The sequence below is a fragment of the Nocardioides oceani genome (genome assembly GCF_030412965.1).
In the GTDB taxonomy this organism is placed as follows: domain Bacteria; phylum Actinomycetota; class Actinomycetes; order Propionibacteriales; family Nocardioidaceae; genus Nocardioides; species Nocardioides oceani.
Genome location: NZ_JAUHJQ010000009.1, coordinates 53800 through 65748, shown reverse-complemented (window position 1 = coordinate 65748; position 11949 = coordinate 53800). Strand labels below are relative to the sequence as shown.

At 75.4% G+C, this 11949-nt stretch carries 11 protein-coding genes; 7 read left to right on the top strand and 4 right to left on the bottom strand.

All coding sequences use genetic code 11. The features are described 5' to 3' along the window. Nucleotides 1–127 precede the first annotated feature (127 nt). Nucleotides 128–841, top strand: coding sequence for a ferritin-like fold-containing protein (locus QWY28_RS18390; protein WP_300954042.1), 714 nt, complete (start codon nucleotides 128–130; stop codon nucleotides 839–841). Between the two features lie 80 nt (nucleotides 842–921). Here QWY28_RS18390 and QWY28_RS18385 read toward each other — a convergent pair whose 3' ends face one another. Then, nucleotides 922–1143: a DUF3107 domain-containing protein gene (locus QWY28_RS18385; RefSeq protein ID WP_300954041.1), complete on the bottom strand. Its 222-nt coding sequence runs from the start codon at nucleotides 1141–1143 to the stop codon at nucleotides 922–924. Between the two features lie 52 nt (nucleotides 1144–1195). Next, a complete protein-coding gene (locus tag QWY28_RS18380) occupies nucleotides 1196–1777 on the bottom strand; it encodes a TetR/AcrR family transcriptional regulator (protein ID WP_300954164.1) in 582 nt (193 codons plus the stop codon). 251 nt (nucleotides 1778–2028) lie between these two features. On the opposite strand from QWY28_RS18380, the gene moeZ reads away from it, so the two are divergent. The 3 genes from moeZ (at nucleotide 2029) to QWY28_RS18365 (ending at nucleotide 4713) form a co-directional block, all read left to right on the top strand. Further along, the gene (gene moeZ / locus QWY28_RS18375) at nucleotides 2029–3228 is read left to right on the top strand and encodes an adenylyltransferase/sulfurtransferase MoeZ (protein WP_300954040.1); all 1200 of its coding nucleotides are present in this window, start codon (nucleotides 2029–2031) and stop codon (nucleotides 3226–3228) included. A gap of 186 nt (nucleotides 3229–3414) precedes the next feature. Then, nucleotides 3415–4305 (top strand): hypothetical protein, encoded by an 891-nt coding sequence (locus QWY28_RS18370; RefSeq protein WP_300954039.1) that lies wholly within the window; start codon nucleotides 3415–3417, stop codon nucleotides 4303–4305. A 78-nt stretch (nucleotides 4306–4383) separates the two neighbouring features. Next, nucleotides 4384–4713 carry an MGMT family protein gene (locus tag QWY28_RS18365; RefSeq protein ID WP_300954038.1) on the top strand — a complete coding sequence of 110 codons (330 nt, stop codon included), beginning with the start codon at nucleotides 4384–4386 and terminating at the stop codon, nucleotides 4711–4713. On the opposite strand, the gene QWY28_RS18360 is transcribed toward QWY28_RS18365, so the two are convergent. Next, a complete protein-coding gene (locus tag QWY28_RS18360) occupies nucleotides 4692–6956 on the bottom strand; it encodes an SCO7613 C-terminal domain-containing membrane protein (RefSeq protein WP_300954036.1) in 2265 nt (754 codons plus the stop codon). The genes QWY28_RS18365 and QWY28_RS18360 overlap by 22 nt on opposite strands. A gap of 114 nt (nucleotides 6957–7070) precedes the next feature. On the opposite strand from QWY28_RS18360, the gene QWY28_RS18355 reads away from it, so the two are divergent. Genes QWY28_RS18355 through QWY28_RS18345 form a run of 3 tightly spaced genes read left to right on the top strand, consistent with a single transcriptional unit; the run spans nucleotide 7071 to nucleotide 9933 of the window. Then, complete coding sequence (locus QWY28_RS18355; RefSeq protein WP_300954035.1) at nucleotides 7071–8420, top strand: cation:proton antiporter; 1350 nt, start codon at nucleotides 7071–7073, stop codon at nucleotides 8418–8420. 46 nt (nucleotides 8421–8466) lie between these two features. Beyond that, nucleotides 8467–9150, top strand: a complete 684-nt coding sequence (locus QWY28_RS18350) for a lysophospholipid acyltransferase family protein (RefSeq protein ID WP_300954034.1) — start codon at nucleotides 8467–8469, stop codon at nucleotides 9148–9150. A gap of 33 nt (nucleotides 9151–9183) precedes the next feature. After that, complete coding sequence (locus QWY28_RS18345; protein ID WP_300954033.1) at nucleotides 9184–9933, top strand: SDR family oxidoreductase; 750 nt, start codon at nucleotides 9184–9186, stop codon at nucleotides 9931–9933. A gap of 22 nt (nucleotides 9934–9955) precedes the next feature. On the opposite strand, the gene QWY28_RS18340 is transcribed toward QWY28_RS18345, so the two are convergent. Continuing rightward, the gene (locus tag QWY28_RS18340) at nucleotides 9956–11824 is read right to left on the bottom strand and encodes a hypothetical protein (protein ID WP_300954032.1); all 1869 of its coding nucleotides are present in this window, start codon (nucleotides 11822–11824) and stop codon (nucleotides 9956–9958) included. Nucleotides 11825–11949: the final 125 nt, after the last annotated feature.

Sequence of the window (11949 nt, the reverse complement as noted above, 5' to 3'; positions counted from 1 at the left end):
CCTGGAGGACCGCTGGGGAGGTCTGCCGCGCACATACGTGCGGGCCGCCGGCGAGGCGCTCGGTCCGAGCGGGACGAGCGCCGGGAGGCAGCCTCGTGCGCCTCCACCTTATCGGTAGGGTGCGCACGTGACGGCATCGACGGACGGACCGGCGGGGGAGGACGCGCCGCTGGCGCTCCAGGACCCTGAGTACCGCGAGGCGGTCGTCGACCTGCTGGGCGCGATCGCCTACGGCGAGATCTCCGCCTTCGAGCGGCTCGCGGAGGACGCCAAGCTGGCGCCGTCCCTGGAGGACAAGGTCGCGATCGCGGGGATGGCGGCCAGGGAGTTCGGCAAGGTCGCCGGGATCCACGGGCGGATCGCGGAGCTCGGCGCGGACCCGTTCGCCGCGATGGCACCGTTCCGCGAGGCGATCGACCGCTTCCACGAGCACACGGCGCCCTCGGACTGGTACGAGGGCCTGATAAAGGCGTACGTCGGCGACGCGCTCGCCGACGACTTCTACCGCGAGATCGCGGCCTACCTCGACGCCACCACCCGCGACCTGGTCGTCTCCTCGCTCGAGGACAGCGGGCACGCCGCCTTCGTCGTCGACCGGGTGCGCGCGGCCATCGGTGCCGACCCGCGCCTCGGCGGCCGGCTCGCCCTGTGGGGTCGCCGCCTGATGGGGGAGGCGCTCACCCAGGCCCAGCGGGTCGCGGCCGAGCGGGACGCGCTCTCGGCGCTGCTCGCCGGCGGCGTCGACCGGCCGGGGCTCGACCTCGCCGCCATCGGCCGGATGTTCGCGCGGATCACCGAGCGGCACGCCGAGCGGATGGCCGAGCTCGGCCTGGCCCACTAGACACGAACGCCTCGTGATGCTGAGCGTGCGCCCTGGCGCACGCTCGGCATCACGAGGCGGGCTCGCGAGCGGGTGGGGAGCTAGGAGCGGAAACCGACCTGGCCGGCCACGCCCCCGCCGATCTCGACGTAGGCGATCTTCGCAGCGGGGACGACGAGCTTGCGGCCCTTGCTGTCGGTCAGCGTGAGCACCGTGCCGGCGCTGACCGCCTCGGCGACGAGCTGCTGGACGGCGTCGGCGGACTCGTCGGTCTCGACGACGAGCTCACGGGGGGCGTGCTGGACACCGATCTTGACCTCCACGAGGTCCTCCTTCAGGTCTGTCCCGCGGTGCGGGAGAGGGGTCGGTCGAGGGTCAGTGGTCGAGCGGGTAGCCGCCGATGCCGCGCCAGGCCAGCCCGGAGACCAGCGCCGCGGCGTCGGAGCGGCTGATGCCGCCGCCCTCGGAGAGCCAGAACCGCGAGCTGACCTGCGCCATTCCCACCAGGGAGACCGCCAGTAGACGGGCGGCGGCGTCGGAGAGGCCGGTGTCGGCCTGGATGACCTCGGCGATCATCGCGGCGCACTCGGTGGTCACCCGGTCGACGTGCTCGCGGACGGCCGGCTCGTTGGTGAGGTCGGACTCGAAGACGAGCCGGAACGCGCCGGACTCCTGGGCGACGTACTCGTAGAACGCGTCGACCGCCGCGGCCACGCGCAGCTTGTTGTCGTGGGTCGAGGCGAGCGCCTGGCGGCAGCTGTCGATGATCGCGTCGCAGGAGCGGTCCAGCAGCGCGAGGTAGAGGTCGAGCTTGCCGGGGAAGTGCTGGTAGAGCACCGGCTTGGAGACGCCGGCGCGGTCGGCGATGTCGTCCATCGCGGCCGCGTGGTAGCCCTGCGCCACGAAGACCTCGAGGGCCGACTCGAGCAGCTGGGCGCGTCGCTCGCGACGCGGCATCCGCCCACCCCGGGGCCGGGCGTTGTCGACGTCGTACTGCCCTGTGCTCACGATCCGCTCCTCCCGTCCTCCGGTGCACCCACCGGACGACCGGCGCTGCGTGCCGGGACTCTACCCGCCGGTCACCCCGGTCCGGATGACGGGACGGCGGCGCGGGGGCCGCGGGCGCCGGAGGGACCATGGAGGGAACATCGAGGGGTGCTGCGGCGTTGTGCCGGCACTGATCGACGAACCGCTACGAGGAGCGTGACGTGAGCTTTCCCCCGCTGGTCGAGCCGGCCGACGAGCTGACCATCGACGAGGTACGGCGCTACAGCCGCCACCTGATCATCCCCGACGTCGGGATGACGGGTCAGAAGCGGCTCAAGAACGCCAAGGTGCTCGTCATCGGCGCCGGCGGCCTCGGCAGCCCCGCGCTGCTCTACCTGGCCGCCGCGGGCGTGGGCACGCTGGGCATCGCGGAGTTCGACGAGGTCGACGAGTCGAACCTGCAGCGCCAGATCATCCACGGCCAGTCCGACATCGGTAAGTCCAAGGCGGTCTCGGCGAAGGAGTCGATCGCCGAGGCGAACCCGTACGTCGAGGTGGTGCTGCACGAGGAGCGCCTCGACAACGACAACGTCATGGACGTCTTCCGGGGCTACGACCTGATCGTCGACGGCACCGACAACTTCGCGACGCGCTACATGGTCAACGACGCGGCGTACTTCCTGGGGATCCCCTACGTGTGGGGCTCGATCTACCGCTTCGACGGCCAGGCCTCGGTCTTCGCGCCCACCATGGCCGACGACGCGCCCTGCTACCGCTGCCTCTACCCCGAGCCTCCGCCGCCGGGCATGGTCCCCAGCTGCGCCGAGGGCGGCGTGCTCGGCGTGCTGTGCGCCGCGATCGGCTCCATCCAGGTCAACGAGGCCATCAAGGTCCTCACCGGCATCGGGGACCCGGCCATCGGCAAGCTGGTCATCTACGACGCCCTCGAGCTGGAGTGGCGCAAGCTGAAGGTCCGCAAGGACCCGAACTGCGCGCTCTGCGGTGAGAACCCCACCGTCACCGGCCTCATCGACTACGACGCCTTCTGCGGCGCGATCTCCGACGAGGCCGCCGACGCCGCCGCCGGGTCGACGATCTCGGTCACCCAGCTCGAGCACATGCTCAAGGAGCGCGAGGAGGGCACCCGCGACTTCGTCCTCGTCGACGTGCGCGAGCCCAACGAGTACGAGATCAACAAGATCCCCGGCTCGGTGCTGATCCCCAAGGGCGAGTTCCTCAACGGCTCGGCGCTGGAGAAGCTGCCCGCCGACAAGCAGGTCGTCATGCACTGCAAGTCCGGCGTCCGCTCCGCCGAGACGCTGGCGATCGTCAAGGGCGCCGGCTACTCCGACGCGGTCCACGTCGGTGGCGGCGTGGTGGCCTGGGTCAACCAGATCGACCCCAGCCAGCCGTCGTACTAACGGCAGGACACCCCCAGCAGAGCCCGCGGCGCGTGCGCCGCTCCGGACGGCCCGAGGTAAAAACCTCGGGCCGTCTGGTCATTTCGGGCCATGCCGACGTAACCCTTCTGGTTGCACCGCCGTTGTGCCTGGCGTCACACCGGGTGTCCTCGTGCGCCCGGTCCGCTCTCGGAAAGGCAGAACTCGATGAAGGCACGTCCCACCACGCTCCGGACCGCCCGACGGGCCACCGGGGCGCTCGCGGTCCTCGCCAGCGCGGTCCTCGGCACGGCGATGGTGACCACCGCGCCCGCCTCCGCTGCGCCGCAGTGGGCGCCCGCGGGCTCGGCGAAGATCCACCCGGGCGTGCAGATGTACACCGAGGGCGCCCAGTGCACCGCCAACTTCGTCTTCACCGACGCCTCGAGCAACGTCTACGTCGGGTACGCCGCGCACTGCGCCGGCACCGGCGCTGCGACCGACACCGACGGCTGCCTCGCCGACTCGCTCCCGCTCGGCACGCGGGTCTCGTTCAACGAGGGCGGCAGCCTGATCTCCGAGGGCACCCGCGTCGGCGGCGGCACGCTCGTCTACTCCTCCTGGGCCACGATGGACCAGGTCGGCACCACCGACCCGAACACCTGCGCCTACAACGACTTCGCGCTGGTCAAGGTCGACGCCGGCGACGTCGGCAAGGTCAACCCCTCCATCCCGTTCTGGGGCGGCCCGACCGGCATCGACACCGACGGCACGTCGGCCGGCGAGCAGGTCTACTCCTACGGCAACTCCAGCCTGCGCTTCGGCGTCGAGCTGCTCTCGCCGAAGACCGGCATCAGCCTCGGCGACGCCGCGGCCGACGGCGGCTGGAGCCACCCGCTCTACACCCTGACTCCGGGCGTCCCCGGTGACTCCGGCTCGGCGTTCGTCGACAAGCAGGGCGAGGCCATCGGCACGCTGTCCACGCTCGGCCTCGCGCCGCTGCCCGCGTCGAACAACATCGGCGACCTGGCCAAGGAGCTCGCCTTCGCCCAGCAGCACTCCGGCATCGCCGGCCTGCAGCTGGTCGAGGGGACCGAGGCCTTCGACCCGATCCTCTGACCGGCACGACCCCACGTCCCGACCTCACGGGGGAGCGGTCCACGGGCCCGACGCGGCGCAGCGGCTAGCGTCGGGCCCGTGCGGCACCCCGAGGACTACGTCGAGGCGGTCCTCGCCTGCGTCGAGTCCGTGCCGCGCGGCCGGGTGACGACGTACGGCGCCATCGCCGACGCGGTCGGGCGCTTCGGCCCGCGCCGCGTGGGCAACGTGATGGCCGAGCACGGCGCCGCGGTGCCCTGGTGGCGCGTGGTCCGCGCGGACGGCTCGCTCCCGCCGAGCCACCAGGACGAGGCCCGGCAGACCTACCTCGAGGAGGGCACGCCGCTGCGCCCGTCGGGGAACGTCGACATCGTCGAGGCGTTCGTCCAGCCGCGGGCGGTCGACGCTCAGCGCAGCCGCCCGACGTAGGCCTGCGCCCGGCGCAGGTCGCCGAGGCGGCGCTCCCAGGTGGTCCCGACGACGGTCAGGGCGGTGCCGGCCGCGCCGATGAGGATCCACTGCGGGGTCGCGGCGGCGTACGGCGCGAGCTCGCGCACGACGAGCACGGCGCCCACCACCCAGCCGACCGCGACCGGCGCGCTCCACCGCACCGAGGTGCCGCCGAGGACCAGCGCGAGGCAGCCGAGGCCGAGCAGCGCGGCTCGCAGCGAGACCGGCTCGAGGGCGAGCACCCACAGCAGCGTCGGGACCGTCGCGAGCACCAGGCCCGGGGTCAGCGCAGGCCCGGTCGGTGCCGCCGGGTCGCGGCGCAGGCGCGCCAGCCCGACGAGCAGCAGGGCCGCCGCCGAGGGCAGCGTGTAGGCCTCGGGCGCGGTCACGCCGATCTCGGCCAGCCGCACCCACGTCGCGGCGGCGAGCAGCAGCCCGCCGAGCCAGGCGACGGGCCGGCGGCCGGCCACCAGGAGGGCGTGCGCGGTGAGCAGCGCGCCGGCGGCGGTCAGGTGCACCGCGAGCGAGGTCGGGCCGGTGATCGCGACCGCCGCGGCCACGGCGCCGGACGCCACGGCGACCGCTTCGAGCTCGGGGCGCGGGCGGAGCAGTGCGAGCGCCGCGACGGCGAGCAGGACGGGCACGGCGCGCCAGGCGACCTCGACGTCGGCGACCGCCAGCACCGTCCACACGAGGCCCGCGAGCGCGGCCGGGAGGACCGCTGCGGCGACGGCGCGGTGCAGGACGAGCGCGCAGCCGGCCACCAGCGCCGCGAGCGCCCCGGCGGTGAGGACCTCGCTGGGGAGGGCGGCCACGACCGTGGCCGGCAGCAGCAGGCCGGCGAGCAGCCGGCTGCGCACGGCCACCAGGCCGGCGACCGCGAGGGCGGCGACCACGACGGCCAGCGGGACCGGCAGCAGGGCGAGCGCGACGACCGCGCCCAGGGCCGCGGCGGCGACCCACGCGGCGGTCGGGAGGGCGCGGCCGACGCCGACGACGTACGCCGCGGCGAGGGCGAGCGCCCAGGTCGCCGCGAGCGCGGGGTGCAGGGCCGTGCCGGTCGCGGGCAGGCGCACGGCCGCGTCGACGGTGGCCGGCGGGGCGACCAGCAGGACCCGGGCGACGGCCTCGGCGACCTGCAGCACGAGGAGCGCGACCGCGGTGGCGCCGGCGCCGGCGAGCGGCAGGCGCACCGCGGCGGTGGTCCCGGAGCGGGTGACCAGGCCGAGCGCGGACCAGCCGAGCAGGGCGGCCAGGACGGCCAGGCCGGCGGGCGTGGCGCCCTCGTCGAGGGCGGGGAGGACGGCGAGGAGGGTCAGCACCGAGGTGGTGCCGGCGAGCGCGGGCCGCCAGGCCGTCGCCGCGGCGGCGAGCAGGCCGGCGGCGGTGAGCAGCGGCAGGGCGTGGCCGTCGGCCCACAGCCCGCCGAGGGAGGGGTACGTCGCCGCTTCGACGAGCCCGCCGAGGGCCAGCGACCCCCAGGCGACGGCCGCCCCGACCCCGGCGGTCCACGGCAGCAGCCGCGCTCCGGCGAGCACGCCGAGCCCGGCCATGGCCACGAGCAGGACCGTCGCGGCGGTGGCGACCGCGTGCGGGTGGCCGGTGAGCCCGGCGGCGGCGACCGCCGCGACGAGGAGCGCGACCGGGGCGAGGACCTGCGGAGCCCCGAGGCCGGTGGGGAGCCAGGCGAGGGCGGCCAGCGCGAGGACGCCGGCGGTCAGGCACACCAGGGCGGTACCGCTCGCGTCGCCGAGCCAGCCGGCCGAGGCGGCACCGACGACGTCGAGGACCAGCAGCCCGAGCGCGACGACGGACAGGGACTCACCGGCGACGCGCAGGCCCCGGCGCGCGAGCACCACGCCGAGCGCGGCCGCGGCGCCGGTGAGGCCGAGGAGCACCGCCGTACGGCCTCCCACGCCGAGGGTGGACCAGGCGACCGCGAGGAACGCCACGGCCGCGACGAGCAGGCACAGCGCGCCGAGGCCGAGGAGCAGCGCGGGGACCGACATCGTCGGCAGGCCCCGGCCGCGGCGGCGGGCCGCGGTCGGCGCCGGCGGTGAGGCGACGGGGTAGGTCGGCAGCGGGGCGTGCACGACGGGGACAGCGGGCGCAGGGGCGGGGGTCGGGGCCGGGGCAGCGGTGGGCTCGGCGGCCGGCCGGAGCCGGTCGCGGGGCACGGCGGACCCGCAGGTGGGGCAGGGGACGAGGGCGGTCGGGCTCATGCTCCCCATCGCACCGTGGGACGACGGGTCGGCGGACCGGGGTCGCGGCTCAACCCCGGTGGGTACGCGGGCTCAGCCGGGCGGATCGGGGCGGGCGCGAGGTGGGTACTGCGGGTGGTGACCTCAGATGTCGTCTACGTCGTCGCCGGCGGAGCACTGCTCCTGGCGATCGTCCTGCCCGAGCTGCTCAGCCGCTGGGCGGTGTCCTCGCCGATGGTGCTGGTCGGGGTCGGCATGCTGCTCGGCCTCACCTCGCTGCCCGACGGCCTGCCGCTGGACCCGCAGGCCAACCGGGCGGTGATCGAGCACGTCACCGAGCTGGTGGTCATCGTCGCGCTCATGGGCGTCGGCCTGGCGATCGACCGGCCGCTGCTGGTCCGCCGGATCTCCTCCTGGCGGCCGTGGGGCCCGACCTGGCGGCTGCTGACGATCGGCATGCCGCTCTCGATCGCGGCGGTGACGCTGCTCGGCTGGTGGTGGGCCGGGCTGCCCCTGGCCGCCGCGCTGCTGCTGGGAGGTGCGCTGGCGCCGACCGACCCGGTGCTCGCCTCGGACGTGCAGGTCGCCGGCCCGCGCACCGGCGAGGAGCACGAGGTCGACGAGGAGGACGAGCTGCGGTTCACCCTCACCTCGGAGGCGGGTCTCAACGACGGGCTGGCCTTCCCCTTCGTCTACCTGGCGATCCTCGTCGCCCACGAGGGCGTGGGCCTGGACCTGCTCCCGACGTGGATCGGCTTCTACCTGGTCGGCAAGGTCCTCATCGGGGTGGCGGCCGGCATCCTCGTCGGCCGGGTCCTCGCCTACGTCGCGTTCCGGTCGGAGTCGGCGTCGCTGCGCGTGGCCGAGCGGGGCGAGTCGCTCCTCGCGCTGGCGGCCCTGGTGGCGGCGTACGGCGTCGGCGAGGTGGCCCAGGGCTACGGCTTCCTCGCCGTGTTCGCCTGCGCGATGACCTTCCGGTCCGCCGAGCGCAGCCACGACTACCACGCCGCGATGCACGACGTGGCCGAGCGGCTCGAGCGGCTGCTCACGCTGTTCGTGCTGCTGGTCCTCGGCATCGCGCTGACCCGCGGCCTGCTCGAGAGCCTCGACCTGCGCGGGGTCGCGATCGGGCTCGGGCTCATCTTCGTGATCCGGCCGCTCACGGGGGCGCTCGCGCTCGCGGCCTGGCGGCGCGCGCCGTACCCCGGCATGACCCGGGGGGAGAAGTGGGCGGCGGCGTTCTTCGGCGTGCGCGGCATCGGCTCGCTGTACTACCTGGCCTACGCCGCGGGGGAGTCCGACGAGCTCGGAACCGACTGGCTGTGGTCGACCGTCGGGTTCACGATCGTCGCCTCGGTGCTCGTCCACGGCGTCCTGGCCACGCCGGTGATGGCGCGGGTCGGACGCAGCAGGGACGCCGCCGCGAAGCGGCAGGCCGAGGCCGAGGCCGAGGAGCAGGAGGAGCGGTCCTCGCCGGGCTCGTGATCCCGCCGATGCGGCTGACCCACGGGTAACCGGGATGCTGCTGGACATGCCCAGCGCACCGTCGGTGTACGGCGTCCTCCACGCGGTCGTGCCGCCGCTGGCACGCGCGGTGTGGCGCCCCACGGTGACCGGCCTGCACCACGTCCCGGCGACCGGCCCGGTGATCCTGGCCAGCAACCACCTCAGCTTCGCCGACTCCGTGGTCATCCCGGTGGTCGTGCCGCGCAAGGTCGTCTTCCTCGCCAAGTCCGACTACTTCACCGGCCCAGGACTGGCCGGGTGGCTGCAGCGCGCGTGGTTCGAGGGGCTGGGGATGCTGCCGGTGGACCGCGACGACACCAAGGCGGCGATGGCGAGCCTGGACACGGCGCTGGAGGTGCTGGCCCGCGGCGAGGCGTTCGGGATCTACCCGGAGGGGACCCGCTCGCGCGACGGTCGGCTCTACCGCGGTCGCACCGGCGTCGCGCACCTCGCGCTGACCGCCGGCGTCCCGGTCGTGCCGGTGGGGCTGCGCGGGACCGAGCGGCTGCAGCCGGTCGGGGCCCGGCTGCCGCGGGTCAGGCACGTCGACGTGGCGTTCGGCGCGCCGGTCGACCCGCGCGGGAGGTACGACGGGATGCCGCTCGGCCGCGCGCGGCGGTTGCTCACCGACGAGGTGATGACGGCCGTCCAGCGGCTCACCGGGCAGGTCGAGGCCGGCACCTACAACGAGCGGCCGCCGGACGCCTGACCCGCGCAGCCGGGACCACGCCAGGATGGGCCCATGACGCCACCCGACGCTCGTCCCCGCACGCTGGTCACCGGAGGGTCGCGCGGCATCGGCGCGGCGGTCGCCCGGCGGCTCGCCCGGGCCGGGCACGACCTGGTGCTCTCCTACCGCGCCGACGCGGAGGCGGCGGCCCGCACGGCGGCCGAGGTCGAGGCGCTCGGGTCGACCTGCAGCGTCGTGCGCGCGGACGTCGTCGACCCCGAGCAGGTCGACGCGCTCCTCGAGGCCGCCGGCCCGGTCACCGGGGTGGTCTCGAACGCCGGCGCCACGCTCCACATCGGCCCGTTGGCCGACACCCCGGTCGAGGTGCTCGCGCGGACCGTCGAGCTCAACCTCACCTCCGCCCTGTACGTCGCCCGCGCGGCGGTCCGCGCGATGGCGGTCAGCCGCGGCGGCTCCGGCGGCGTGCTGGTCACCATCGGGTCCGTCGCCGCGACGACCGGCGCTCCGGGGGAGTACGTCCAGTACGCCGCCGCGAAGGCCGGCGTCGACGCGATGACCCACGGGCTGGCCCAGGAGGTCGCCCGCGACGGCGTGCGGGTCGTCGCCGTGGCGCCCGGGATCATCGACACCACCATCCACGCCGACGCGGGCGAGCCCGGGCGGCTGGCCCGGGTGGGGCCGACCGTGCCGATGGGCCGACCCGGCGACCCCGAGGAGGTCGCCGACGCGGTCGCCTGGCTGATGTCGGACGAGGCGTCGTACGTCACCGGCACGACGCTGCGGGTGGGCGGCGGGCGCTGACCGCCGTCGCCGCGGCGGCCGGTCAGGGCGAGACGGCGGCGAACGCGGCCGCGACCAGCCCGCTGCCGTCCTTGAGGCGCTCCTCGCGCTCAGGCGCCGTCCAGGCCGGCCAGCGGTAGCGCAGGTCCAGCCGCGAGCCGTCGACGTCGGCGCGCAGGTCCAGGTGGGGTGCCGGGACCAGCGTCGCGGACGTCCCGGGTCCAGCAGCCACCCGGCGGGACGGGTCGGCGATCCCGACCAGGGGCCAGGGCAGGCGCAGCCGGAGTGCGCGGTTCTGCTCGTCGACCTGCCAGGTCGACAAGCTGTCGTACCCGCCTCGGTCGACCGCCCACGAGCCCTCGACGAGGTCTCCGACCGCGCTGGTCTCCGGCGGCAGGACCTCACCGCCGCCGACGGTGCGGCTGGCGCTGGTGAGCTGGCGGTACAGCCGCCAGTAGGTCGTCTCGGTCACCGCCGCGAGATCCCGGCCCGCGTAGAGGCGGAGGGGGTCCAGGCCCGCCCGCGCGAAGGCGCGGGCGGTGCCCGCCGCCGTGTCGACCTGCACCAGGTGGTCGGCACCCTCGCCTCCGCCGCCCGGCACCGAGTCGACCAGCAGGTCGAGGCGCTGCGGGACGCGGTCGCGTCCGAGCACCATGACGTGCAGGTACGACGGGCTCGCGCGCACCAGGAGCCCGCGCACCGCTCCCTGCGCCGCCCGTGCGGTGGCCAGGGAGCCGGGCACGAACCCGCTCTCGACGGCGAGGAGGCCGGACCACTGGTCGACCGTGAGTGGGTCGTGCCACCGGCCGCGGCCGGCCGGGTCCACCGTGGCGGCGGTGTTCCACGTGCCGCGTTCCCACTCGTCGGCCCAGGCGGCGAGAAAGGCCCCGCTCGCCCCCTGGTCGTGGACCAGCCGGATGAGCTCGGCGTCGATGCGCAAGGCGTCACGCTCGGAGTGGGGCCCCTGGTGCCGGTCGCGGGGGCCACGGTGGGCCGACCCCAACGACGCAGGCACACCGAGCGCACCCACCACCAGCGGCACGTCCCCGAGGTGCTCGCGCAGTGCCGTGAGGTACCCGGCGTACGGATCGGGCTCCCCGCGCCAGGTGACCTCGGCGAGCGCCGGGTCGTCGCGGAGGAAGTCGGGGTAGTACGGCGGGGCGTGGACAGTCGCGAAGGTGCCGCCCGGCCAGCGGTCGGTGGCCCTCAGGTGGCGGGGGTCCAGGCCCACCGTGTCCGCCTCCGGGCCCGGCGACGCGGCCTCGTGGGCGAGCGGGTCGGTGGTGGGCCAGCTGACGAAGGAGACCGGCACGCTGCGACCGCGCGCGGCCTCGGCGGCCGCGACGGCGTCCAGGCGTGCCGCGAGCCAGCGCTCGCTGGGGGAGGCGTCCTCGGTGGCGGTCACGTAGGTGCCGGTTGGAGTGGCACCGGCCGTCCGGCCGGAGCCCGCGGCGTCGGTGCGCGAGAGCAGGGCCGGGTCCCACTCGGTGCCGATGGTCCAGGCGGCGAGCCAACGGGAGGCGTCGGCCTCCCAACCACCGGGGGCTGCGCCGTGGACGGCGTCGACGGCCCGGCGGAGCGCCTGGTCGAAGGACCGGCCGACGGCGGGGTCCGTGAGCACCGCTCCGGGGGCGGCGAGCGGAGGTTCGGGCGGGCGCACGCCCTGGACGAGGTAGAGCGGGTCGTCGGGCTGTGCCTGGTTGTGCGCGACGAGGGCGGTGTAGAACGCGGGGGGCTGGAGGTCGAGCGTGCGGACCACGCGCACGCCGAGCCCGCGCATCTGCCCGAACCACCGCGCCAGGTGCTCCGCGTCGCGATCGCCCGTCGCGCCCACGTCGACCCCGGCCAGGAACGCGCGCTCGCCGGAGGTGGTCGAGAGCCGCAGTCCGTGCCTGTCCGCCCGGGCGAGCACCGTCAGTCCGGCCGTGCGCGTGGGCAGCGGACTCCAGTCCGACCCGCCGCTCCCTCGCGACGGCCCCTGTCCCGTCCCGCTGCGATCCGTGCCGCCCGCCCCCGTGTCGCGCTCCCCACGGTCGC